Consider the following 23467-nt stretch of genomic DNA (forward strand, 5'->3'; position numbering starts at 1 on the left):
CCCATGGACTTCACGCTCACCGAGGAGCAGCAGGACTTCCGCGCCCTGCTCCGCACGTTCGTCGACCGGGAGATCATCCCGGTCGCGCGGGAGTGGGAGCAAACCGGGCGGTACCCGACGGAGATCGTGCGGGGGATGGCCGAGATGGGGCTGTTCGGCATCACCGTGCCGGAACAGTACGGCGGCCTCGACCTCGACCCGGTCTCGTTCGCGCTGGTGTTCGAGGAACTCGCCCGCGGCTGGATGGGCATCGCCGGCATCCTCGGCAGCCACTCCCTGGCCTGCCGGATGATCGCCATACACGGCACCGAGGAGCAGAAGCAGGCCTACCTGCCCGACCTCGCCACCGGCGCCCGGCGGACCGGCATCGGCCTCACCGAGCCGGACGCCGGTACCGACCTGCAGGGCATCCGCACCACCGCCCGCCTCGACGGCGACCACTACGTCGTCAACGGCACCAAGATGTGGATCACCAACGCGCGGTACGCCGACCCGCTGCCGGTGCTGGTCAAGACCGACCCGCAAGCCACGCCCGCGCACACCGGCATGAGCGTGCTGCTCGTCGACGCGACGCTGGACGGCTTCCAGGTCCTGCGGGACATCCCGAAGCTCGGCTACAAGGGCACCGAGTCCTGCGAGATCCTTCTCGACAACGTGCGGGTACCGAAGGACCGGTTGCTCGGTGGCGTCGAGGGCGTCGGCCTCAAGCAGGCGTTGTCCGCCCTGGAGTGGGGCCGGGTCAACATCGCCGCGCGGTCGGTCGGCATCGCGCAGCGCGCCCACGACGAGGCGCTGGCCTACGCCCGGCAGCGTAAGGCGTTCGGCAAGCACATCGCCGAGTTCCAGGCGATCCAGCTCAAGCTCGCCACCATCGCGATCCAGCTCCAGGCCGCCCGCCTGATGGCGTACTGGGCGGCCGACGCGGTCCGGCGCGGTCGCGCCGACGGGCAGACCGGGATGGCCAAGGTGTTCTGCTCGGAGGTGGCCCTCGAAGCCGCGATCGACGCGATGAAGGTGCACGGCGGCTACGGCTACTCCACCGAGTTCGAGGTCGAGCGCCTCTACCGGGACTCGATCCTGATGAGCATCGGCGAGGGCACGAACGACATCCTGCGGACCGTCGTCGCGAAGGCGCTCGTACGCGGCGACGTGACGGTCTGACACTGCTCAGGCGGGAAAACCGCCCGCCCGGAGCAGAGCGCCGGGAAGTTGCTTGCCGAGTCTCCGTTCCAACCAGGAGACGGCCGAGGTCAGTTCCTCCACATTCAGGCCGGTGGACCGCCCCATCCGGTCGAAGAGGTAGACGAGATCCTCGGTGGCGACGTTTCCGGTCGCCGCCGGTGCGAACGGGCAACCGCCTGTTCCACCGATGCTGGCGTCGAGGGTGGTGACGCCCGCCTGGACTGCCGCGACCGCGTTGGCCACGCCGGTGTGCCGGGTGTCGTGCAGGTGCAGCCGCAGCGGTGTGCGGGACTGCGTGACCTCCCGGGCGAGCGTCAGCCGATCGGTGACGTCGGAGGGTACGGCCACTCCGATGGTGTCGGCGAGGGCCAGTTCGTCCGGACCCGCGTCCCGCACCCGGGTGAGTACCTCCCGCAGCCGATTCGGCGGGACCTCGCCTTCGAACGGGCATCCGAACGAGGCGCCCACGGTCACCGTCGTGAACACCCCTGCCTCGCGAGCCGCCCGCACCAGTACTGCGGCTGTGTCACAGGCTTGGGCGGTGGTCATGCCCTGGTTGCGGCCGCAGAAGGTGTCCGTGGCCACGACGACGACGTTGATCTCGTCGACGCCCGCGGCCAGAGCTCGGTCCAGGCCGCGGCGGTTCATCACCAGGCCCGCGTATCGGACGCCGTCGCGGCGGGGGAGCGCGGCCATCAGCTCGTCCGCGTCCGCCATCTGCGGAACGCGGGCGGGGTTGACGAAGCTGGTCACCTCCACTCGCCGGGCTCCCGCGCGTACCGACCGCTCGATGAGCTCGATCTTGTCGGCGGTGGTGAGGAGCGTCGCCTCGTTCTGCAAACCGTCGCGGGGCGAAACCTCCACGATGTCGACCATGATTGTCATCGCTCCTCCGACAGGTACGCGACGGCCCTGGCCTCGCTGATCACCTCGGCGTACTTGGCTTGCAGGTCGTACAGGCTCGCCTCGTGCGGGCCGGGGGCGCGGTCCGCCACCGCTTCGGAGACCACCAGCGGGACGAAACCGTGCTGGATCGCGTCCACCGCCGTGGCACGGACACAACCGCTCGTGCTCACGCCGATCAGCACGACGGTGTCGATGCGCTCCGCCCGCAGGGTGGAGGCCAGCGACGTGCCGAAGAAGGCGCTGGCGTACTGCTTGACCAGCACCAGTTCATTCTCGGCGGGGGAGACCTGCGGCATCAGCTCACCCATCGCGCCACCGCCGGAGAAGAGCTGCCGAAGGGCGGTGACCTTCCGGACGAAGAGGCCTCCGTCGACACCGCCGGGCCCGTACGCGACGCGGGTGTGCAGCACGGGAACCCGGTGGTCGCGGGCTGCGGCGATGACCCGGCCAGCCGAGGGCAGGCAGTCCGCGGACGGCAGGCACAGGGGGCTGGCCGGGTCGAAGTAGGCCCGCATCAGGTCGATGACAAGCACCGCGGGACGGGCGCCGGGCAGGAGTGCGCCCCCGAATCCGTCGTCGCTGCTGTCCGGCACGGGGCTCATCGGGCGACAGGCGGCCGAGGAGCAGGAAGACCGGTCTCCTCCAGGCACCGGTCCAGGATGGTTTCCATCGGCGGTCCCATGTCGAACGTGGGCAGTGGGTCCGGACGTCCGTGACGCAGCTCGGCCCGTACCTCCTCGGTGGCCGCGACGTCGACGGCGCCGGCCTCGTCGCAGACCACGCCGTAGCGGCGAGCCCCCGTGGGGCTGACCAGACCCCGGCGGACCTCGAGGCCGACGAGTTCCGGGTCGCGGGCGAGCGGGTCGCCCCAACCGCCGCCACCCCAGGTGACGAAGTGCAGCACGTCCCCGGGAGCTACGGGCACGTCGTGCACCTTGCTGCCCAGGATCTCGGTGCCGCCGTCGGCGCGTTCGAGCCACTTGCGGCCGCGCGCACCGGGCTCGCCACCGTTGACCCCCCACGGATAGGTGAGCCAGCGGTCGTCGTGGATCGCGATCGTGCCGGCCTCCAGGAACCGGTAGGCCACGTCGACGCCGTTCCCGCCGCGATGAAGCCCGGCGCCACCGGTGTCCGCGATGGTCTCCCAGCGTTCGATCCGGAGCGGGTAGTAGGACTCCAGGTACTCGCACGGGATGTTGACGAACGACGGCCACAGCGAGTGGCCGTCCGGGCCGTCCCCCAGCGGTCGGCCGGGAATCCCGCCGAATCCGATCGAGTACAGCTGGAACCACTCGCCCTTGCGCTCGCCGGGCCCGTAGGTGCCCGAATACATGAAGTGCGGCGATGACGAGAAGCCGGCGGCGTTGAGCAGCCCGGGGTTCGTCTGACCGAGCAGGCCGCCGAACAGGTCGAAGACGCGACCGATGCCGTGGTTACGCGCGTTGAGGGCGGCGGGGTACGTGGGCTTCCAGAACGAATCGTCGGGGATCGTGACGTCGACCAGCGGGTAGAAGCCGTCGTTCCAGAGGATCTGCGGGTCGGCGACGGTGATCATGTAGATGCCGAAGAACATCCGGACGAGGTTCTCGTTGATGTAGTAGTTGATCGGGCCCTGCGCCTGCGGGCTGCTGCCGGTGAAGTCCAGCAGCACCTTGTCACCGGTACGGGTCAGGCTGAGCTTGAGCTCGTAGGGGCCGTAGCCGAGGCCGTCGTCGCAGATGTAGTCGGTGAACGACAGCGTCTCGCCCTCCTTGAAGACCGCGTGGAGCAGGATCTTCATGGCCCGGTAGTTGCGGTCCAGGAGCTGGTCGAGCGCAGAGTTGTACGTGTCCACCCCGAACCGGGCGCACATCTCCTGGACCCGACGGGAAGCGGTCCGGCACGCCGCGACGATGCCGTTGAGGTCGGCGCGGTTCCAGTCGGGCTTCCGCACCTGGTTGAGGATGATCCGCAGGGCGTCCTCGGCGAGCACGCCCTTGCGGTACAGCTTGAAGGGCGGGATCACCACGCCCTCCTCGAAGATGGTGCGGGCATCGGTCGGCATCGACGCCGGTGTCTTGCCGCCGACGTCGGACATGTGCCCGAACATCGCCGCCCAGCCCACGATGCGGCCCTCGAAGAAGATGGGCAGCACCACGAGCCAGTCGTTCGCATGGCTGATCGCCGCACCGCAGGAGTAGGGGTCGGACGTCAGCAGGACGTCGCCCTCCTCGATGTCGCCGTCGAAGTTCTCCAAAAAGTCGGGGATGGACAGCCCGAACTGTCCCACCATCATTTTGCCGTCAGGGTTGGCGATCAGCGGAAACTCGTCGTGCTGTTCACGGATCCCCGGCGACAGCGCGGTCCGGAAGAGCACCTCGTCCATCTCGTAGCGGGCGTTGCGCAGCCCGTTCTCGATCAGGTCGATGGTGACCAGGTCGACATCCACGGAGCGAAGTGGTCCGGTAGCGGTCTCGATGAGGCGTGCCATGGTCAGTTCTCCCGGTGGGTGTCGACGGGGCGGATGAGGAGGCTGCCGCTGGGATGCACCGCCGCCGTGTGTCCGGGCAGCACGAGGGTCGTGGAGTCCATTTCGGTGATGATCGCCGGACCGGGCACGACGTTGCCCGCCCGCAGCAGGGTCCGGTCGTAGATGCCGGCTTCCACTTCGGCGCCCTCGACCCAGATGCGGTGGTGGGCCCGCAGTGCGGGGCTCGGGTCCTCGTCACCATGCTCCAGCTCGGGCGCGGCGACCTGGGGCCGGGGACCGTGAGCGGTGGCCCGGACGGTCACCAGCTCGTGTTCGGCATCGAGAACGAAGGAGAACAGTCGTTGGTGATCGGCGTCGAACGCCGACCGCAGGGCCGCGAGCCCACCGCCGTTCCCGTCGAAGGTGTCGATGTCGACGGCTACCGGGATCTCGAAGCCCTGTCCGTGGTAGCGCAGGTCGGCGGAGTAGACGACGTGCTGCTCATCCTCGGGGACGCCCTGCTCGCTGAGCGTGGAGCACGCCTTGCTCGCGAGTTCGGTGAGTACCGCGCGAAGGCTCTCGTCGGTCATTTCGTTGAAGCGGCGCACCAACGTCCGCACCGACTCGTCGCGCAGGTTGGTCGTCGCGTCGCCGTAGGCGCACAGCACTCCCGGCGACGGCGGAATGATCACGGGCCAGGCCCCGGTCAGTCTGCCGAGAGCGTTGGCGTGCAAAGGGCCGGCGCCACCGAAGGCCACCAGCGCGTAGTCGCGCGGGTCGAAGCCCTGCTGCACCGACACCAGCCGCAACGCCCCGAACATGTTCTCGTTGACGATGTCGATGATGCCCGCGGCGGCGGCCTCGACCGACTCCAGCCCAGTGGCGTCGGCGATCGACTTCACCGCCGCTCGTGCCGCCGCACGGTCCAGCGTGATCTCGCCACCGGCCAGGTCGGTGGGCAGGTAGCCGAGCACCACGTTCGCGTCGGTCACCGTCGGTTGCTCACCGCCCGCCGCGTACGCGGCAGGACCGGGTGCGGCACCGGCTGACTGCGGCCCTACCCGGAGCGCCTGGGTCAGCGGCGGTACGTGGGCGATGGATCCGCCGCCGGCACCCACGGTTCGTACGTCGACGGAGGTGGCGCGGACCTTGAGGTCCCCGACCGTGGTTTCCCGACCCACCCGCGGGGTGAGCCCCTGAACCAGGGCGACGTCGGTGGAGGTGCCGCCCATGTCGAAGGTCAGGAAGTCCGGGTAGCCGGCCTGCTCCGCCACCCAGGTCGCGCCGGTAACCCCGCCGGCGGGGCCGGACAGCAGCAGGTTCACCGGGTTGTCCGCGGCGACGGCCGCGGAGACCAGACCACCGTCGCTGCGCAGGATGCACAGCCGGCCGTCCACCCCGGACTCGCGCAGCTGCGCCTCAAGGTTGGCCACGTAGCGCGCCACCTGCGGCTGCACGGCCGCGTTCGCGACGGTGGTGATGGTCCGCTCGTACTCGCGAAGCTCCGGCAACACCGAGGACGACAGCGACACCGGTACGCCCGGAAGCTCCTCGGCGGACAACTCGGCCACCCGGCGCTCGTGCTGCGGGTTGGCGTAGGAGTTGATCAGGCTGACGCTCAACGCCTCGATGCCCTGCGCCCGGAGTTTGCGCAGCTTCGTACGGACGTCAGCCTCGTCGAGTTCGGTCACCACCGCGCCGTCGGCACCGATCCTGCCGACGACCTCCACGGTGTCCTCCAGCGCCGCCAGCGGCTCCGGCTTCGGCCAGATGATCCAGCCGGCCAGGCCACCTGGCACGAAGGAACGGGCGATCTGGAGCACCTGCCGGAAGCCGTCGGTGGTGACCAGCCCAACCCGGGCGCCCTTGCCCTCGAGGATCGCGTTCGTGGCGACCGTGGTGCCGTGGAACACGTCGGTGATCTCCGACATGGGCACGCCGGCGGCCTCGCAGGCCCGCTCGATGCCACGCAGCACCCCGATGGACTGGTCCTCGGGCGTGGAGGAGGTCTTGGCCCGGTAGGTCTCTCCGGTCGCCTCGTCTATCAGCAGGATGTCGGTGAACGTTCCGCCGACGTCCACGCCGAGTCGGTAGGTCATGGTTCCTCCTCAGATGACGCCGGCAGAACGCAGCGACGCCATCGCGTCGTCGCCGAGCCCCAGCAGGTCGCGATAGATGTCCTCGTTGTGTTCACCGAGCTCGGGACCGACGTGCCGGACCCGGCCCGGGCTGTCAGAGAGCTTGGGTACGACGTTGTGCATGGCGAACTCCCCGAGACCGGGGTGGGTCAGCCGGACTATCGCCTCCCGCGAGGCGAAGTGCGGGTCCTCGAGCATGTCCCGGGCCCGGAAGATGCGGCCTGCCGGAACGCCGTGGGCGTGCAACCGTTCGAGCAGATCGTCGGCCGCGAGCGTCGAGCTCCATTCGGCGACCAGGCCGTCCAGCTGCTCCATCCACCGGCCTCGGGCGCCGTGGGTGGCGTACTTCTCGTCGGTGGCCAGCTCCACCCGCCCCATCGCCTCGGCGAGCCGGCGGAAGACCGTGTCCTGGTTCGCCGCGATCAGCACCATCTCGCCGTCGGCCGTCGGGTAGACGTTGCTCGGGGACACGTTCGGAAGTGTCGTTCCGGTCCGCTCCCGCTGGTAGCCGGCGATCTGGTACTCGGGGATGAGCGACTCCATCATCGCCAGCACGGCCTCGTAGATGGCCGAGTCCACCACCTGGCCTCGACCGGTACGTCCGCGCTGGTGCAGTGCCACCAGGGTGCCCAGGCAGGCGAACGTCGCCGCCAGCGAATCGCCCAGAGAGACGCCGGCCCGGGCCGGAGGGCGATCGGGGTCGCCGGTCACGTACCGAATTCCGCCCATCGCCTCGCCGATCGATCCGTATCCGGCACGTGACGAGTACGGGCCGGTCTGCCCGAAGCCGGTCACGCGGGTGACGATCAGGCCGGGGTTGATCTCCCACAGCCGCTCCGGGGCCAAGCCCCAGCGCTCCAACGTGCCGGGCCGGAAGTTCTCGATCAACACGTCCGCCCGCGCGATGAGCTCGCGAACCAGATCCTGACCCTGCTCGGTCCGCAGGTTCACGGTCACGGACTTCTTGTTCCGCGCCACCACCGGCCACCAGAGCGACTTGCCGTACGGCTTCTCGCGCCCCCACTGTCGCATGGGGTCGCCCCGACCCGGATCCTCGACCTTGATCACCTCGGCGCCGAAGTCACCCAGGAGTTGACCGCAGAACGGCCCCGCCAGCAGCTGGCCGAGCTCGATCACCCGGATGTCGTCAAGCGGCAGTGGAGTGCTCATGAGCCTCTCAATCAACGTCTCTTTGCATGCAATTCACAGGTCTGTGACTCTCGTTACAGCAGCTTGTGCAGGGAAAGTAGGCCTCTGCTCCTCGGGTGTCAATGCCCCGTAGAGAGATTGCATACAACCTGCCGTGTTGCTACGGTGCCGAGCATCATGAGCGACCACACGCCACCGCGGGAGGCCGACAACGGCCACGCCGCCGACGACGCCTATCGGCTGATCCGGGACCAGATCCTGTCCGGGCAACGGTCGGCCGGCGCGTGGCTCCGCGAGGGCGAGTTGGCCGAGTCGATCGGGGTGAGTCGGACGCCCGTCCGGGAGGCGCTCAGACGGCTGACCGCGGAGGGACTGGTCCGCCACGAACGCAACCGTGGCGTGCAGGTCCAGGCCTGGAGCATCCACGACCTCGACGAAATCTTCAGCCTGCGGGCCGTGCTCGAGCCGTGGGGCTGCCGACTGGCGGCGACCACGGGCACCATCGACGTGGACGCGCTCGACGCGCTGGCCCACCGGATGGACGAGGTGGCACCGGACGGACGACCGACCGATGTGGACGAGCTCACCGAGCTGAACAATCGGTTCCACCGGATGATCCTTGAGGCGTCCGACAACAGCCGACTGGCCGGCGTCGTCTCATCGGTGATCCAGATGCCGCTCGTCTGGCGAACCTTCTCCCGCTACAGCCCGGACGCGCTGCGCCGTAGCCTGGTTCACCATCACGAACTGGTGGCAGCCCTGGCCGCGCCCGACCCCGACTGGGCGGAGTCGGTCATGCGCAGCCACGTACGCGCGGCATGGCATTCCATCCGGCTGCGAGACGGCGGCGACCGGGCGTCTGGCCCGGACCTGCCGGACCAGGTCAGCGCAACCACAGGTCAACCGCCACTCTGATCATGTGGGCGGGTTCAGCGATCGCCATTGCACGTACGCGGTCGGGGCGCTCGGCTCGGCCCGAGCCGGTCACACCTGCTGGGATCGGGCGCGGTGACGCACTGGGCGCCCGGTCGCTGCGGCGGTGAGCTGGTCCGCGACGGGCATCGGCTCGCGGTGCGCCTCCCTGGCCGGCCGGGCGGGCCGATCCGCGTTGACGTCACCGGCGAGTTGGCCGAGCTGGATATGGTGCGCTCATCGCCTGCTTCGCGCTGCTGACCCGAGAAGCTCTACCGCATCAATCCGCTGCCCGCACCGGGCCGCCAACACGGCGGGGACATCATCGCGCCACCGCAGCTGGAAGCCGTCCGATGTCGGCCACTCTGGCCTCCGGGTCACGTCGATCGAGTTCCACGTGATCGACAGATCGTCGAACTTCTGGTGGTTGACTTCCAGGCGTTCCCCTGCGAAGTCGAGCACTACCGGGCAGTCAGCGAACCAGTCGTCGCGGTCGTCATCCCACACCAGCCAGGTAGAAGTCAGTCGGCGGCCGACAAGGCTCTGCAGCCGGTGACCGTGACGGTCGGCGATCTCGTCGACCCCGTTGAGCCAACCCGGCTGGTAACCAGCGATACCAAAGTCGAACACCACCGGGAGATTGTGCCCAATGCCGGCGCCTTCGCGTGACCCACACGGCCATAGTGCGACGGCACAACCGACCTGCTCCCCGTGTTGGTTGCCTGGGGGCAAGGGGCGCCGTTCCAAAGCTCCGGTGCCTGCTACTGGGCGTCCCCTTCGTCGTCTCGCATCAGAGAGTCGAGGTCCTCAGGGCGTAGCCGCTTGATCTGGGTTTCCAGTTTGCGGCTGTACTGGCGATCGTTGGGATCCATCCCGTTACGGGATCGAGAACTGCGGCCGTACTGCTTGAGGAAGCCGCCCAGCTCTCGACGTATGCGTTCCCGTCGGCCCGACATGGATCGCACTCTAGGACCAAAGGGCGAGCGTCGCCCTCCCATTACCGCCGTCGACAGCAGGCCCAGATCGGCCGTCCGGCGGCGTCGGCGAGGACTTGGACGTTCGCGCCGTGGCGTCCTCGCCGGAGCATTCCAGCCTCACCCTGGCGACGCAGATTCGTCGGGCAGCCATCAGTTATCGTCGGACAACGACCTGAGAAGGAATCGACATGCCTCCGTCTCCAACGCTGCGATGACCCGGTCCCGACGACAACAGATACTGCGTTGGACGGCCGCTGTGCTCACAGTGCTCGTCGGCGTAGTTCTCGTGGTCACCGTTATCCGGTTCATCCCGGCCTACCGGGCCGAGCCGACGCCTTCCGGCCAGTCCGGCTACCTGGGCACGATCCTTGGCGCGGTGGCCCTGCTTGTCGTGATGGTGCAGTGCCTGCGCTGGCTGGCCCGTCGAGAGGAGCCACTCGGGCTGCTCGCGCGACTGCAACTGAAGGTCGCCAGCGACGTCGCCGCCCGGGCCGCGCAGATGCGCCGGACCGCGGAGGACATCGACCTGGCGTATGGGGCAGGCGGCGAACCCGATACGACGCTGCGGGCTCTCGCCGACGGGCTGCGGCACCGGCAGACACGGGCGGTCCTGGTCGCCCACCCCGGTCGCGGGAAGTCGTACAGCACGCTGCGGATCGCGCTGGAGTTGGTCAACGACGATCCGCGGGTACTTCCACTGGTCGTGCCGTTGAGCCGCTGGACCGGTCAGAACGACATCACGACCTGGCTAGCCGGCTTCGTCGCGGTCGAACTCAACGTATCCCGCCGATCCGCCCGAGAGCTGATCGAGTCGGGCGACGTGCTGCCCCTGCTCGACGGACTCGACGAACTCTGCAGCACGGAGGAGGCCGTGGAGCCGGCCGAGTGGTTTCTCCAGCGGCTCGTCGAGTGGCGGCTGCGCGGCAAGCGGCCACCGTTCCTACTCACCTGTCGCCAGACCACCTGGCGGGCGATCCGAGTGGACCTGCGCGAACATCACACGTTGACCGCGTACACGGTTCGGCCGGTCGGCTACGCCGACGCCACAACCTACCTGTCGCGCTCCATCGGAGGCACCGACCGCTTCCCGGTGGCGGAAAGCCTGGCCGAGTCGTTGCGGGATGCCGGCCAGGTGAAGGCGCTGAGAAGCCCGTGGCAGCTCAGCATGGTGGCGGAGCTAGCCCGCAACCGGCGGGAGGTTGGCGGTTCCTCCGGGCAACTGGTCACCGGCGCGGAGGCGGCTGATGTCAGGTCGCTGGTGGCGCGCTACGTGGAATCAGTGGTCCTGACAGGCCCAATGTGGCGCCGCCTCCGCAACGTCGCAGACCTGTACTGGCTGTCGCGGTACGCGCGCCACTTGGAACACAATCGCGTGACCCAGGCCAGCTTCGCAGGACGGACCTTGCCGTCCCGCGACATCGTGCTGCACCGACTTTGGCCGATCGCAGGCCGCCGGGCACCACGCATCGTGGACTTCGCCATGTGCGTACTGTTGTCAGCGCCCGGCTTCGTCTGGCTGGCTCTGTTCCTGTGGCCACGGGGGTGGCTCGGCCGCGGTGTCCTGCTTGTCGGCGCTCTGACCTGGGCGGCGATGCTGGCGCGGACGAGCACGAAGCCGTGGGTGCCAGCGGCCACCCCAGACTGGTCCCGGCTAGGCAATCCGCGGTTCTTCCTACCGCAGGCAGCAACGGCCCTGCTCATCGGCGTGGCCGCCTGGTTGCTCCTTGGCCCGTTGGTCGGGCTGATCGGATTCGCCACGTCGTGGCTCGCGATCGGGCTGACCGTCGGGTTTGGACAGACTTTGGCTACCGATGCCCGCCCGGAGATCGTCGGTCCGCTCGGCGTCCTGCGCCACGAGCGCACGGTGTCCCGGCTCTCCGCGGCAGTCGCCTGCCCGGCAGTGGTGTGGGCCTTCAGTTACACCTGGGGTCTGTGGCCCGGCGCCGTGCTGGGTCTCGGCTATTGCGTAATCGTCGGCGAGACGGTCGCCTGCGCGCTCTGGCGGCGCTACCTCGCAATGATCGTCGCCTCGGCGTTCCGGATGCCTCCGGCACCGGCCCGCTGCCTGCAGCGAATGTGCGCGTTCGGCTTCTTGCGCCCAGCTGGCATCTCGTATCAGTTCCGCCACGACGACCTGCTGTCGCACTTCGCCCACCGGCACGACGCCCGTGAACACCTGCGCCGCGTGAGAGCCCGGACGGGCGCTCGTCAACAGGCCAGATCGCCAGTCGAGTGAGCCAGCGAAAATATTAGGAGTTGGTCCCAGGTGTGCCACAACGCCCACCCCTGGGGCGCGCCTCAACGCCCAGCCGCGCGCAGATGTCGGCTCTTACGGTCTGGGCTTCTTCCCCATCACGTGAACAGACGCAGTGTCACGCCGGGCGAACGATGCTCAGCACCTCGGAGACCAGCGGGCGCAGCTCTGGTGGGTTGTCGTCTGCGCGAAGGTTCAGCAGGGTGATGAAACGGGCGCGGACTCCCGGGTGGTCGTTGGCCAGGAATATGCGCAGGCCGGTTGCCTGGAAGGCATGCCGCAGGTCGGTGCACGGATCGTTCTCGGCGTCGCTGCCCGTGACGCGCGTGTAACTGCAGTACCAGGCGTCGGCAGCGCCGATGATCTCGTAATCGGTTCCCGTTCGAAGATATTCGAGCAGCCGGGTCTGGACGCGTCGGCGGCCGAAAGCAGCGAGTGCTGGTCTGATGAGTCGTAGGGTGTGACTTGGGTCAGGTTCGTAGACGCCCGCGAGCATCAGCGGTTCGAACAACTCCTCGGGCTGCGGCGGTACCGCCTCCTGCATGATCATCCAGGCCACGGTGCATTGCCAGCTCCGTCGGGCCTGCGGGTCGTTCCGCTCGTCGCCGGAAGGTGCGAGCGGCGCTGCGAGGTTGAGAAGGTTGAGTACGTCAACAAGAGACCGTTCGTACCGGTCATAGCGCTCGAAACGACTCTCACCCACGGCCGAGAATCTACATCGGTGTACGTGGCGACCGCAGCCCTGCGCAAGCAAGCAGTGGGCGCCCGAGACTGTCAGAATCGTGTTGACGGAGCTGGTGCGCGGGGCGAGGAGAAGGCATGAGCGACTGGAACGACAAGATCATCGCAGAGTTTCGCGCCAACGGTGGGCAGGTCGGCGGTCAGTTCGCCGGCGCCCCGCTGCTGTTGTTGCACACGGTCGGTGCCAAGAGCGGCCAGCCTCGCGTGAACCCGATGATGTACCAGAAGGTGGACGGCGGCTATGCCGTGTTCGCGTCCAAGGGCGGTGCGCCCACCAACCCCGACTGGTACTACAACCTGCTCGCTAACCCGAAGGCCCAAGCCGAGATCGGTACGGACAAGGTCGAGTTGGTCGCCAGAGTTGCCGCCGGGGACGAACGGGAACGGATCTGGAGCGCGCAGAAGGCCGCGTATCCAGGCTTCGCCGACTACGAGCGGAAGACCACCCGTCAGATCCCAGTCGTCGTATTGGAACCCGGGCAGTAGGGGGACTTCAGGCAGTCGTCGTCGGGGCGGACCTTTGTGCTGTTCCCGCTCGGGGGCCCATCGCTGATCTGTAGCGACCGGGTGGTTCAGCCCTGCCTCGGATGGGCATCAGCAGGTCGATCCGGTCGTGGCGGCGGTAGTACTCGATACTGGGGCGAGTGTCGTCTCGATCGCCGAAGCCCGACAACTGTTCAAAGGTCGGGGTGAGCAGGGCATAGGCGGCGGGTTGGGGACCCCGCACGGTTGCGCTCAGGTAGTGGCCTCCTGGAACGACGCCGGACTGCAGCCCGAGTTGGTCAGGTTCGTCGCCGACGCGGACCTGCACGCAGCAGCGGTAGATGCCGGAGTCGTCGAACACCCCGAGGAACTTGCGCCCACGCAGCGATCCGAGCACGGTCTCCAGGTGGTCCCAGGCTGGCCCGATCTCGGCGGACCCGTCCGTGGCGGCCACGAACATGACCGGCGTCTCGGTGCGCTCGACTCGCCTGACCGGTAGTCGCATCTTTGGCCGTCCTTCGGCGTGTGGTCCGCGTTGCATAGAAGCTACTCAAGGCCTATGACAAAGCGTGACCCGCAGGATCAGGTTCCTACGGTCCGGCCGCCGCGTGTCGATGGGCCAGGTCGACGTACGAGGTGGGCGGCTCACGCCGTACTCGTGCTGGCAGGTTGAATGGGCGACCAGCCGGCAGGCACGGGCGATCACTACCTGTTGCTTCTTGGCGGGTGTGCGGTGACCGTCCACGGGCGGTCATGCCGATCTGGAGCTGTGGTGGCTGCGGCCTGCCCTGGCCCTGCCAGACCCGGAAGCGCGAGCTGCGGGCCGGGTTTGCGGATCCTCCAAGATCGAGCACCAGCGGAGGGGCCATCCTCCCGGGGCGACCGCAAGTTGGTCGCCCCGGGGTTTCGCTCGGCGGATGGCCGGCGTATTCCTAGATCGACGTGGCCGGAGTCAGCTCGACGACGTTGCCGGTAGCGCGGGACCGTTCCGCCGCCCAGACGACTCGGTGTGAGGAGATGCTTTCCTCGGGTCCGGAGGTGACCAGTGAGCGGTCTCCGGTGGCGACCGCCGCGATGAACGCCTCGATGAGCGCCCCGTCGGCGCCGCCGTGTCCGTCGGCGGCTGAGGCGTCGCCGTCGGGATCGAGGTCGATGGTCTCGACCGTGTCGGTGAGGAAGTCGTGGACGCGCAGGGTGCGGCCATCTCCCTCGATGCTGCCGAGCGTGCCGAAGATTCGCGTCTTGCGGAAGTCGAGCGCGGTGAAGGCCGTCACCGTGAAGGCGACCGTGACGCCACCCTCATATTCGAGGTTGACCACCTGGTGGTCGACGACGTCGTTGCGGCCTGTGTAGACGCAGACGCCGTACGGCCCGTCCTCCAGGGCTTTGCGGACGCCCTCCGCGCTGACGTCGTCGGTGAGCACGCCCAGCGGCCATGCCTCGTGGACGGGGTCACCGAGGAATCGTTCGTAGATCCGGATCGCCGAGTAGGCACACGATCGTTCGACCGGGCAGTCGACGCAGCGCCCGGTCGCTCCGGCCGGACGGTTCTCCGGCCGGAAGTGGGCGAGGCCGCCGAAGGAGGAGACCCGTCGGACCGGTCGGCCGATGAGGTGGCCGAGCCAGTCGACGTCGTGGCAGGCCTTGGCGAGCAGCATCGAGGAGGATTCGGCCTCCACCGCCCAGTTGCCGCGCACGTAGCTGTGGGCGTGGTGCCACCAGCCGACAGGCTCCAGGTGGTCGATGCTGACGATCGCGCCGATCCGCCCGGAGTCGATGAGCCGCTTGAGTGTCTGGGAATAGGGCGTGTATCGGAGTACGTGACAGACGGCGAGGAGGACGTCGTTGTCGACGGCTGCGGCGACGATGCGTTCCGCCTGCTCGGGCAGCGGCGCCATCGGCTTCTCCAGCAGGATCGCGTAGCCGCGCTCGGCGAAGGCCACCACCGGCTCGACGTGCGCGCGATCGGGGGTCGCGACGATCACCGCGTCGGCGAGCCGGGGCTGTGCGGCGAGGTCTTCCCACGAGGCGAACCGGCGCTCCGCGGGTACGTCGAACTCGTCGGCCAGGGCGATGCGACGGGCGGGATCGGGATCGGCGACAGCTGCGATCGTGGCTCTGGTGGTGGCGGCGGCGAGCCGCGCGTAGGCCGCACCGCGCGCTCCGGCACCGGCGATCGCCAGTGTGATGGACATCAGGTGTCTCCTATTTGATGGCGCCGGAAAGGATGCCTTTGACGAAGTGGCGCTGGAAGAAGAGGTAGAGGATGACCACGGGCACGATGACGATGATCGTTCCGGCGCTGAGCAGCGGGATGTTGCGGCCGTAGGCCTGGATGAACTTGCCGAGCCCGGACGGCGCCGTACGCATCGCCGGGTCCTGGATGAGGATCAGCGCGAGCAGGAACTGGTTCCACGCCCACATGAAGTAGAGGAGGCCGAGGGTGGTGAGCGCCGGCCGTGCGGTGGGCAGCAGGACCTCGCGCAGGATCTGCCTGCTGGACGCGCCGTCCATCTCGGCGGCCTCGGTGAGTTCCGGCGGCAGCGACTCGAAGTGGCTCCGCATCCAGAACACCCCGAACGGCATGAATGCCCCGATGAGCGGCAGGATGACGGCCCAGTAGGTGTTGAGGAGACCGATCGACTTGAGGTCGTAGTAGAGCGGGATGACGATCGACTCGTACGGCAGGGCCAGACCCAGCATGAGCAATGCGAAGATCGGCCCCCGGACGGCGAGCCGCATCATCGCCAGCCCGTATCCGGCGAGCGTAGCGAGCACCAGTGCGAGGGGTACGACGCCGAGCGCGATGATCAGACTGGACCGCATGAGGTCCGCGAAACCGCCGGTCGACCAGGCGTCGACGTAGTTGTGCCACTGCGGGTCCGACGGCCAGGCCAGGCCCGGGCTGAGATTGTCCTGTGGTTGCAGCGACGCGGCGAGGATCGCGTAGAAGGGGACGAGCACCGAGGCTGTGGCAGCCAGCAGCGACAACCGGGTCAGCGACCGGATCATGGCTTCTCCCGGGTGAGGCGGTTGAGGGCGAACATGACCGCGCAGGTCAACAGGGACAGGACGACGGCGAGCGCACAGGCGGTGCCGACCTGCCCTGCGGTGAAGGTCAGCCGGTAGATGGCGACACCGGGCACCATGGTCGACTCGCCGGGGCCGCCGCCGGTCATCACGTAGACGACGTCGAAGCTGGCCAGGGCGGCGATCACGGTGACGGTCGCCGCCACCGACAACTCCCGGCGCAGACCCGGCACTGTGACGTGCCAGAACTCGTGGATCGCGCGGGCGCCGTCGAGCCGGGCGGCTTCGTACAGGGCCGGATCGATCTTGCCGATTCCGGAGTAGAGCAGCAGGAAGCAGAGCCCGGTCGAGACCCAGGTCCCGACGACTCCGACCGCAGGGTAGGCCCAGGTGAAGTCACCCAGCCAGGCCCGGGTGAAGTCGGACAGGCCGACCGCGCGCAGCAGCGCGTTGAAGGGTCCGTCGTCGTCGAAGAACAGCTTCCACACGCTGCCGACCGCGACCAGCGGAAGGATCTGCGGCAGGAAGATCACGGTACGGACGAAGGGCATGCCCTTCCAGGGCACGTTCGCGACGAGCGCCGCCAGCACCAGGCCGAAACAGATCGGGATGACCGAGTAGAAGAGGATCAGCCCGAAGGCGTGGACCAGGGAGAGCCGCAGCGCCGGGTCGGCCAGGATCTCCCGGTAGTTGTCGAGCCCGGCCCAGGTGGCGACGCCGATCCCGTTCCAGTCCCAGAACGAGATCCACAGGCTGTGCAGCCAGGGCGCGATCACGAAGGCCGCGTAGAAGAGCAGCGCCGGTGCGGTGTAGAGCAGCGGTACGAGTCGTGCCCGCGACCGCCGGGCCCGCACCGGCGTCGCGGGTGCGACGACGGTGCGGTCCCGGACGGCCACGCGATTCGCGAGGCTGTCAGCCATGCGTCCTGGCCCAGTCGGACTGGACGGCCCGGATGAAGGTGGCGGGGGCGACCTTGCCGGCGATCAGCTTCTGGGTCTCGGCGACCAGCGTGTCGTTCATGGTCGCGGTGGCGTTGTTGTTGAACCCGATGAGCCCGTCATCGGCGTTGACCTTGTTCCACGCGGCGATCAGGTCGGCGGAGATGGTGCCGGGCTCAGCGGTCACCGTCGAGGTGTCCGAGGGCAGGAAGCCCTGGGCGAACGAGGCCTTGGCAGCCTCCGGGCCGCGCAGGAAGTCCAGGAAGGCGGCGGCGGCCTGCGCGTTCTTCGACTTACGCGAGATCCCGTATGCCACCGAGGTGCCGATGGCGGTGGCCTTGGGGCCGGGGAAGGGCACGAAGCCGGCGTCGCCCTTCAGCGCATCGCCGATCTTCTTCGAGTCCCAGGAACCGTCCACGAAGAAGACGCCGTCGCCCTTGGTGAACTTGTCCACCGCACCCTGGAGGTCGATGCCGTTGGCGTCCTTGGAGTAGTAGCCCTTCGTACCCCAGTCGGTGATGCTCTGGGCGCCCTTGGTGTTCCCAGCGGTGTCGAAGGTGGCTCCGCCTTCACCGAAGACCCACTTGGCGTACGCGGCCGGGCCGTCCGTGGACTGACCGATGAGCTGGATCGGGAAGGAGGCGTGGCCCTCCTTGTTGCCCAGTTGGAGTGGGGTCTCACCGCTGGCCTTTGCCTTGGCAAGGGCGGCTTCCAACTCCTCGATCGTGGCCGGAGCCGCGGCGATGCCGAGCTTCTTCAACTTGGCCTTGTTGAAGTAGAGCCCGACCTGGGAGAAGGACGCGGGTGCCGCGTACAGGTCGCCTGAACCAAGGGTGGTGCCGTCCGTGGCGACCCGCCACTGGTTGAGCTGTCCGGCCGGGTAGGCCGACTCCCAGCCGTACGCCTTGGCATAGGGCTGGAGGTTGAGGATCAACTGGTCCTTGACCGTGGTGCCCACCGCGTTGAGCAGCACGATGTCTGGCGAGGTGTCGCTGGACAGCGCGAGGTTGAGGGACTTGTTGTAGTCGTCGTACGTGGTGTCGACGTACTTGATCTTGACGTTGGGGTGCTTCGTCTGAAACGCCGGGATGATGTCCTTCATGGCGGCACCCGACTCGGGGGTGGCGATCAGGTTGAGTTCCACCTGTCCGCTCGGAACGCCGGTCTGGACGGGCGCGTTCGCGTCGGCGGCCGGTTCGTCGCCGGAGGAACTGCCGGGTGCGCATGCGCCGAGCGCGAGAAGCACGGCTGCCGCGCTGAGCGCACTCTTCACGGATGTCATGGACTTCATAAGGTCTCCCAGGGCAGGAGTGGTTTCGAAGGAAACTTGCGTTCGCTATAGTGAGCCGTCTACGAACGCACGTCAAGGGGCAGCGAATGACCGTAGGTGATGCTCTTCCAGGCGGGGACCAGAGCGCCTTACGGCACCTGAACACGCGTCGTGTGCTGCGGCTCCTCTACGAGGGGCCTTCGCTGACCATCAGCGGTGTCGCCCGGGAGACCGGGCTGTCCCGCCCCACCGTGCAGGGCATCCTGACCTCACTGGTGGAGTCTCGACTCCTGGTTCTGGACGGATTCGACAACGCCCCGACCGGAGGACGGCCCGCGCAGCGGTACCGCTTCGCCGCGGACGCGGGCATCCTGGCCGGCCTCGACATCGGGGCGCACGCGGTGTCGGTGCGGATCACCGACCTCGCCGGCGCGCAGGTGGCGGCTGCACGGGCCGCCATCCACCCGGACCTGGACCCGGCCGGGCGCATCGACGCCGCTGTCAACCTGCTGCGACGGACGATGCCGGCCGACTCGCCGCGGTTGTGGGCGGCCTGCGCCGGCTCCCCGGGCATCATCACCGACGGTGTCGTACGGCTGAGCGTGGCCATTCCGGACTGGACCGGCACGGCACTGGCCAAGGAACTCACCGCCCGCCTTGACTGCCCGGTGAGCGCCGTCAAGGACGCCAACCTCGCGGTCCTGGCCGAGCACCGGGTCGGTGCCGCGCAGGGGGTCGACCACGTCCTGTACGTGCATGCCGGGCACCGCCTCGGCGTCGGCGTCCTGGTGGACGGCAGGCCGTTCGGCGGCGGCCGGGGGGCTGCCGGCGAGATCGGCCGGCACCCGGGCCTGGGCTGGGAGGCGGCACCCCGCAAGCTGCTTTCCGACGCGGGGGTCGCCCCCGGCATGAATTCACGCGAGTGGGTCTTCGCGCAGGCCAGGCGGGGGGACAAGCGCGCGGTCGAGGCCGTCGACGACTACGCGCGGGCGCTCGCCGAGGGAGTGGGCGCCATGGTTCTCGCCATGGACCCGCAGTTGGTGGTGGTGGGCGGCGGCGTCGCGCGCGCCGGTGAGACGGTCATGGAGCCGGTGCGGCGTCACCTCGCCGAGATCCTGTACGAGTTGCCAGGTCTGGCGATCTCCGCGCTGGGAGACGACGCGGTGGCCATCGGCGCTGTCGAGACCGCCCGGGACGCGGTGCGCGCAGAGCTCTTCACCGATGGCTCTTGACAGCGCCAGAGCTCACCGGCATATTCCGAAAGAGCTTTTCTTTCGTTTCCCCCGGGAGTGCCTCATGGCGCATCGCTTTCGAAGAGTTCTAGCCGCAGCGGGCTCGATGATCCTCGGCGTCACCCTCGCCGGCGTCGTCGCCGCCCCGGCGGCCCAGGCCGGCGACACCCCTCCCAGCCCGCTCGCCAAACCGGGCTACACCCTCGACTTCGCCGAAGAGTTCGACGTCAGCACCCTCAACACGAATCGCTGGCTGCCCTACTACCTGCCGCACTGGACCTCCCCGGCCAACCGGGAGCTGGGTGCCAAGGCGCGCTACACCATCGCCGACGGTGTGCTCACGCAGCGGCTCGACGCCGACACCCCGGCCTGGAATCCGCAGTACGACGGCACGGTGAAGATTTCCTCGTTCCAGACCTACAACAAGGACTACTGGCACAAGTTCAACGCCTCGATGCCGTTGAACCACCACGAGCCCGACTTCAACGGCTACACGTTCCAGTACGGCTACGTCGAGCTGCGCGCCAAGAAGTCGAACGTCGGCGGAGGCGGCCACCAGGCCCTCTGGCTGGTCGGCACCGGGGACACCTCCAGCGCCTCGCGCAACCCCGAGGTCGACATGGTCGAGACCTTCTTCAACGAGCCGAACAACTGGCGGATCGCCGCCCACGGCTGGGGCGACCCGAACTTCCTGTCCAGCTCGTACGCGTCGATCGCCCCCGTTCCCAGCGGGTCGCCGACCACCGAGTTCCACACGTATGGCATGGAGTGGACGCCCACCGACATCAAGTTCTACTACGACGGCCAGCTCTACCGGACGATCAACGACGCCCCCAACATGCCGATGGGGCTGATCATGGGCATCTACACCGACGCCGGCTCCGGTCGGCACAACGACGTCTGGCCCAAGACCTGGAGCGTCGACTACCTCCGTGTCTACAAGAAGGACGGCGGCTACCCGGTGTCCTATCAGCGGCTGAAGAACCGGCAGACCGGCCAGTACGTCAAGGATGACGGCAGCGGCACCGCCAAGTACGCCGCCGCTTCCACCACCGACCAGTCCGCCCAGTGGGCCGTCGAAAACGTCGACGGTTACGTCCGGCTCAAGAACCGTGCCACCGGCAACTACCTGCACGTGGAGAACCAGACCGGCAACGTGCAGACCGGTGCGGTGCCCGGCACCTACTGGTCGGCGCAGTGGACCCAGGAGCCCGTCGACGGTCGCCTGCGCCTGAAGAACCGCTGGAATGGCACCTACGCGCATACCGAAAACATGACCGGCAGCATCCAGTACGGCGCCGCGCCCGCCGGCTGGTGGACCAGCCAATGGGACCTCGAACCCGCCTCCTGACGAACCGCGACCTACCAGCGTCACCCGCTCTCAGTTTCCGCAGGTCGAAGGCCGCCTCCCGGGTTCGGGAGGCGGCCTTTCTGCTGCCGAACAGCATCCTGCCCTGGCCCTGGGCGAGCTCTCGCCGATGGGCCTGAACGGAAGGCGGAACGCCTACGGTTTGCGGGCGAGGAGCCCGACGAAGGTGTGATAGGTGTCGGTCTGCACCGCAGCCGGTGCATCCGGCTCTGGACGCCACTCGGCCAGCGGCACCAGCCCCGGCTCCAACACCGTCAGCCCGTCGGCGAACGAGAGGATCTCCTCGTCGGTACGCCAGCGGCCGGTGCCCAACGATTCGTTGAAGACCCGCTCGACCTCGCGGGCCTTGCGGGAGCCCTCTGGGTCTCGCTCGCCCGGGTCGCGGAAGTGCGAGATCGCCACGTAACTGCCGGACGGCAGCGCGTCGATCAACGCGGCCGCCACCGCCTTCGGGTCCTCGTCGTCGCCGAGGTGGTGCAGGATCGCGAAGAGCAGCAACCCGATCGGCCGGTCGAAGTCGAGGAACCGACGTACGTCCGGATGGTTGAGGATCGCCTGCGGCTCCCGGATGTCCGCCTGGATCACCGTCGCGGTGCCCTCCGCGGCGAGCAGGGCCCGCCCGTGCGTCAGGACGATCGGGTCATTGTCCACATAGACCACCTGAGCCTTCGGGTTCTGCTCGGTGGCGACCTCGTGCACGTTGCCCTGGGTGGGCAGCCCCGATCCGATGTCGAGGAACTGGTCGATGCCCGCCTCGCTGACGAGGAAGCGAATCACTCGACGCAGAAAGGCCCGGTTCGCCTGGCCGGCTGCCGGCCCGTCCGGTGTGATCCGCAGGGCGTGCTCGGCGACCTTCCGGTCGACCTCGAAGTTGTCCTTGCCGCCCAGGAAGAAGTCATAAACCCGGGCCACGCTCGGAATGTTGGGGTCGATACCGGGGGGTGCCGCCTTGTCGCGGGTCACAGGCGTCTCCATTCGATGGGGGCTGGCGCAGGCTGATGTCTGCGGGCGGTGCCGGCGTTGCGGCGAGTTTAGCGATCGCGAGAGTGAAATTTTGCCCCACTGGTATCGCTCCCAGCGAATCGCTGCCTCACCAGCACGCTCATCGAGCGACGTAGTGCCGGCGTAGGAGGAGAGGCGTGGCGACGATCCACCAAGAGCCGGGCCAGCCGCCGGCCGAGGCGTGAGACACGTTGGCGTTCATCGATATCTTGCGGCATCGTCGACGTATGACAGGCGTTCGCTCGTCCTCGCTGTTCCGCCGTCTGCGGCCGGGTCTGCTGGCCGCCGTCGTGCTGTCGACGGTGGTGCTCGGCACCGCTCTGAGCGCCGCACCGGCAGCTGACGCCGGCACCGCTGCGCCCGCCGCGTACCCGGGCGTCGCCCCGGCGCCCGGTGGGGCCGCGATGTCCATCGCGGCGCCGACCGGCACCGCCCCGCCAACGCCGACTACGCCGTCCAGTACGCCAAGCACCTCGCCCGTCCCGCCGAGCGCGCCCACGAACCTGACCGCCAGCGAGGTCCGGACCGGGTCGATCACCCTCACCTGGACGGCCGCCACGTCCGGCTGCTGCGCCATCACCGGCTACGACATCACGTACTACCAGGAGTTTGGCGATATCGTCCTCAGCGCCAGCGCCGGCGCGGTCACCACCACCACGATCACCGCCCACGTTGGGCCCGGCATGCAGTTCTCGTTCCGAATGATCGCCCGGGACAGCCTCGGGCAACGCTCGAACTGGTCGGACGCGCTGACCGTGGTCACACCGGTGACCGACACCGGCCCGGACACCACGCCGCCGAGCGCGCCGCAGAACCTGACCGTCGGCGAGGTGACCGCCTCGACCGGCGCGTTGTCCTGGTCGCCGTCGACGGACGACGTCGGCGTGCTCGGGTACTACATCTACCAGTTCGACGGCTGGTTCACCTCGGTCCTGGTCGCCACGGTGCCGGGTACGGCGTACACGACACCGCTACCTGCGTCGACGCCGCTGCGAAACCGGTACTACGTGCGGGCCCGGGACGCGGTGGGCAACCTGTCGATCGCCTCCAACACGGTCACTCTGCCCACGATGACCGACACGCCGACGCCCCCGCCGCCCTCGACCTGCCGGGTGACCTACCGGAACCAGTCCGAATGGCAGGGCGGTTTCGTGGCCACTGCGACGGTCCACAACGCCGGGGCGGCACCGATCGAGGGTTGGGCCGTCACCTTCAGCTTCCCGGGAGACCAGCAGGTCACCTCGGGGTGGAACGCCACGATCGACCAGACGGGCGCCGCCGTGACCGCTCGCAACGTCGACTGGAACCGCGTCCTCGCGCCGAACGGCTCTGCGACCTTCGGCGTCCAGGGGCGGTGGAGTGTCAGCGACGCGCCGCCGACCGGCTTCTCGCTCAACGGCGCCCCCTGCACGGCGGGCTGAAGGAGCATCGTGAA

At 68.4% G+C, this 23467-nt stretch carries 20 protein-coding genes; 7 read left to right on the plus strand and 13 right to left on the minus strand.

Annotated features, from left to right (window positions below; all coding sequences use genetic code 11):
* Positions 1 to 3 precede the first annotated feature (3 nt).
* The gene (locus DLJ58_RS03450; RefSeq protein WP_124853815.1) at positions 4 to 1161 is read left to right on the plus strand and encodes an acyl-CoA dehydrogenase family protein; all 1158 of its coding nucleotides are present in this window, start codon (positions 4 to 6) and stop codon (positions 1159 to 1161) included.
* 6 nt (positions 1162 to 1167) lie between these two features.
* Here DLJ58_RS03450 and DLJ58_RS03455 read toward each other — a convergent pair whose 3' ends face one another.
* Genes DLJ58_RS03455 through DLJ58_RS03475 form a run of 5 tightly spaced genes read right to left on the minus strand, consistent with a single transcriptional unit; the run spans position 1168 to position 7845 of the window.
* Positions 1168 to 2067 carry a hydroxymethylglutaryl-CoA lyase gene (locus DLJ58_RS03455; RefSeq protein ID WP_124853816.1) on the minus strand — a complete coding sequence of 300 codons (900 nt, stop codon included), beginning with the start codon at positions 2065 to 2067 and terminating at the stop codon, positions 1168 to 1170.
* On the minus strand, positions 2064 to 2690 hold the full coding sequence (locus tag DLJ58_RS03460) for an isochorismatase family protein (protein WP_124853817.1): 627 nt from the start codon (positions 2688 to 2690) through the stop codon (positions 2064 to 2066). Before DLJ58_RS03460 ends, DLJ58_RS03455 begins: the two co-directional genes overlap by 4 nt.
* Positions 2687 to 4558: a hydantoinase B/oxoprolinase family protein gene (locus tag DLJ58_RS03465; RefSeq protein WP_124853818.1), complete on the minus strand. Its 1872-nt coding sequence runs from the start codon at positions 4556 to 4558 to the stop codon at positions 2687 to 2689. The genes DLJ58_RS03460 and DLJ58_RS03465 overlap by 4 nt, the downstream gene beginning before the upstream one ends.
* Positions 4559 to 4560: 2 nt before the next feature.
* Positions 4561 to 6636, minus strand: coding sequence for a hydantoinase/oxoprolinase family protein (locus tag DLJ58_RS03470; protein WP_124853819.1), 2076 nt, complete (start codon positions 6634 to 6636; stop codon positions 4561 to 4563).
* A gap of 9 nt (positions 6637 to 6645) precedes the next feature.
* Positions 6646 to 7845: a CaiB/BaiF CoA transferase family protein gene (locus DLJ58_RS03475; protein WP_124853820.1), complete on the minus strand. Its 1200-nt coding sequence runs from the start codon at positions 7843 to 7845 to the stop codon at positions 6646 to 6648.
* Positions 7846 to 8001: 156 nt separating this feature from the next.
* Between DLJ58_RS03475 and DLJ58_RS03480 the strand changes: the two genes are divergently transcribed.
* Positions 8002 to 8739 carry a GntR family transcriptional regulator gene (locus tag DLJ58_RS03480; RefSeq protein WP_124853821.1) on the plus strand — a complete coding sequence of 246 codons (738 nt, stop codon included), beginning with the start codon at positions 8002 to 8004 and terminating at the stop codon, positions 8737 to 8739.
* Between the two features lie 234 nt (positions 8740 to 8973).
* Here the strand turns inward: DLJ58_RS03480 and DLJ58_RS03485 are convergent, their stop codons facing one another.
* Positions 8974 to 9369, minus strand: a complete 396-nt coding sequence (locus DLJ58_RS03485; protein ID WP_208740830.1) for a hypothetical protein — start codon at positions 9367 to 9369, stop codon at positions 8974 to 8976.
* Between the two features lie 600 nt (positions 9370 to 9969).
* Here DLJ58_RS03485 and DLJ58_RS03495 point away from each other — a divergent pair.
* A complete protein-coding gene (locus DLJ58_RS03495) occupies positions 9970 to 11949 on the plus strand; it encodes an NACHT domain-containing protein (protein WP_124853823.1) in 1980 nt (659 codons plus the stop codon).
* A gap of 136 nt (positions 11950 to 12085) precedes the next feature.
* Here DLJ58_RS03495 and DLJ58_RS03500 read toward each other — a convergent pair whose 3' ends face one another.
* Positions 12086 to 12670, minus strand: a complete 585-nt coding sequence (locus tag DLJ58_RS03500) for a hypothetical protein (RefSeq protein WP_124853824.1) — start codon at positions 12668 to 12670, stop codon at positions 12086 to 12088.
* 116 nt (positions 12671 to 12786) lie between these two features.
* Between DLJ58_RS03500 and DLJ58_RS03505 the strand changes: the two genes are divergently transcribed.
* Positions 12787 to 13194, plus strand: coding sequence for a nitroreductase family deazaflavin-dependent oxidoreductase (locus DLJ58_RS03505; protein ID WP_124853825.1), 408 nt, complete (start codon positions 12787 to 12789; stop codon positions 13192 to 13194).
* Between the two features lie 7 nt (positions 13195 to 13201).
* Here the strand turns inward: DLJ58_RS03505 and DLJ58_RS03510 are convergent, their stop codons facing one another.
* The 5 genes from DLJ58_RS03510 to DLJ58_RS03535 all read right to left on the minus strand — a co-directional run bounded on the left by DLJ58_RS03510 (position 13202) and on the right by DLJ58_RS03535 (position 18450).
* Entirely contained in the window at positions 13202 to 13696 is a 495-nt protein-coding gene (locus tag DLJ58_RS03510) for a GyrI-like domain-containing protein (protein ID WP_124853826.1), read from the minus strand.
* 427 nt (positions 13697 to 14123) lie between these two features.
* On the minus strand, positions 14124 to 15386 hold the full coding sequence (locus DLJ58_RS03520; protein WP_124853828.1) for a Gfo/Idh/MocA family protein: 1263 nt from the start codon (positions 15384 to 15386) through the stop codon (positions 14124 to 14126).
* A gap of 10 nt (positions 15387 to 15396) precedes the next feature.
* On the minus strand, positions 15397 to 16203 hold the full coding sequence (locus DLJ58_RS03525; protein ID WP_124853829.1) for a carbohydrate ABC transporter permease: 807 nt from the start codon (positions 16201 to 16203) through the stop codon (positions 15397 to 15399).
* A complete protein-coding gene (locus DLJ58_RS03530) occupies positions 16200 to 17117 on the minus strand; it encodes a carbohydrate ABC transporter permease (RefSeq protein ID WP_244218768.1) in 918 nt (305 codons plus the stop codon). The genes DLJ58_RS03525 and DLJ58_RS03530 overlap by 4 nt, the downstream gene beginning before the upstream one ends.
* A 16-nt stretch (positions 17118 to 17133) precedes the next feature.
* A complete protein-coding gene (locus DLJ58_RS03535) occupies positions 17134 to 18450 on the minus strand; it encodes an ABC transporter substrate-binding protein (protein WP_124853831.1) in 1317 nt (438 codons plus the stop codon).
* 86 nt (positions 18451 to 18536) lie between these two features.
* Between DLJ58_RS03535 and DLJ58_RS03540 the strand changes: the two genes are divergently transcribed.
* Positions 18537 to 19661 carry an ROK family transcriptional regulator gene (locus DLJ58_RS03540; RefSeq protein ID WP_124853832.1) on the plus strand — a complete coding sequence of 375 codons (1125 nt, stop codon included), beginning with the start codon at positions 18537 to 18539 and terminating at the stop codon, positions 19659 to 19661.
* Between the two features lie 64 nt (positions 19662 to 19725).
* Positions 19726 to 21012 carry a family 16 glycosylhydrolase gene (locus tag DLJ58_RS03545; RefSeq protein ID WP_158629542.1) on the plus strand — a complete coding sequence of 429 codons (1287 nt, stop codon included), beginning with the start codon at positions 19726 to 19728 and terminating at the stop codon, positions 21010 to 21012.
* A gap of 153 nt (positions 21013 to 21165) precedes the next feature.
* On the opposite strand, the gene DLJ58_RS03550 is transcribed toward DLJ58_RS03545, so the two are convergent.
* Positions 21166 to 21993: an SAM-dependent methyltransferase gene (locus tag DLJ58_RS03550; RefSeq protein ID WP_124853834.1), complete on the minus strand. Its 828-nt coding sequence runs from the start codon at positions 21991 to 21993 to the stop codon at positions 21166 to 21168.
* 266 nt (positions 21994 to 22259) lie between these two features.
* Here DLJ58_RS03550 and DLJ58_RS03555 point away from each other — a divergent pair, with 266 nt between their 5' ends.
* Positions 22260 to 23453, plus strand: a complete 1194-nt coding sequence (locus DLJ58_RS03555; RefSeq protein ID WP_124853835.1) for a cellulose binding domain-containing protein — start codon at positions 22260 to 22262, stop codon at positions 23451 to 23453.
* Positions 23454 to 23467 lie beyond the last annotated feature (14 nt).

It is taken from the genome of Micromonospora arida (genome assembly GCF_003857035.1).
GTDB lineage: Bacteria > Actinomycetota > Actinomycetes > Mycobacteriales > Micromonosporaceae > Micromonospora > Micromonospora arida.

Excerpts from the sequence above, each read along its gene's own strand:
- DLJ58_RS03450 (WP_124853815.1), top strand. The coding sequence starts at position 4 with ATGGACTTCACGCTCACCGAGGAGCAGCAGGACTTCCGCGCCCTGCTC.
- DLJ58_RS03455 (WP_124853816.1), bottom strand. The coding sequence starts at position 2,067 with ATGACAATCATGGTCGACATCGTGGAGGTTTCGCCCCGCGACGGTTTG.
- DLJ58_RS03460 (WP_124853817.1), bottom strand. The coding sequence starts at position 2,690 with ATGAGCCCCGTGCCGGACAGCAGCGACGACGGATTCGGGGGCGCACTC.
- DLJ58_RS03465 (WP_124853818.1), bottom strand. The coding sequence starts at position 4,558 with ATGGCACGCCTCATCGAGACCGCTACCGGACCACTTCGCTCCGTGGAT.
- DLJ58_RS03470 (WP_124853819.1), bottom strand. The coding sequence starts at position 6,636 with ATGACCTACCGACTCGGCGTGGACGTCGGCGGAACGTTCACCGACATC.
- DLJ58_RS03475 (WP_124853820.1), bottom strand. The coding sequence starts at position 7,845 with ATGAGCACTCCACTGCCGCTTGACGACATCCGGGTGATCGAGCTCGGC.
- DLJ58_RS03480 (WP_124853821.1), top strand. The coding sequence starts at position 8,002 with ATGAGCGACCACACGCCACCGCGGGAGGCCGACAACGGCCACGCCGCC.
- DLJ58_RS03505 (WP_124853825.1), top strand. The coding sequence starts at position 12,787 with ATGAGCGACTGGAACGACAAGATCATCGCAGAGTTTCGCGCCAACGGT.
- DLJ58_RS03510 (WP_124853826.1), bottom strand. The coding sequence starts at position 13,696 with ATGCGACTACCGGTCAGGCGAGTCGAGCGCACCGAGACGCCGGTCATG.
- DLJ58_RS03520 (WP_124853828.1), bottom strand. The coding sequence starts at position 15,386 with ATGTCCATCACACTGGCGATCGCCGGTGCCGGAGCGCGCGGTGCGGCC.
- DLJ58_RS03525 (WP_124853829.1), bottom strand. The coding sequence starts at position 16,203 with ATGATCCGGTCGCTGACCCGGTTGTCGCTGCTGGCTGCCACAGCCTCG.
- DLJ58_RS03535 (WP_124853831.1), bottom strand. The coding sequence starts at position 18,450 with ATGAAGTCCATGACATCCGTGAAGAGTGCGCTCAGCGCGGCAGCCGTG.
- DLJ58_RS03540 (WP_124853832.1), top strand. The coding sequence starts at position 18,537 with ATGACCGTAGGTGATGCTCTTCCAGGCGGGGACCAGAGCGCCTTACGG.
- DLJ58_RS03545 (WP_158629542.1), top strand. The coding sequence starts at position 19,726 with ATGGCGCATCGCTTTCGAAGAGTTCTAGCCGCAGCGGGCTCGATGATC.
- DLJ58_RS03555 (WP_124853835.1), top strand. The coding sequence starts at position 22,260 with ATGACAGGCGTTCGCTCGTCCTCGCTGTTCCGCCGTCTGCGGCCGGGT.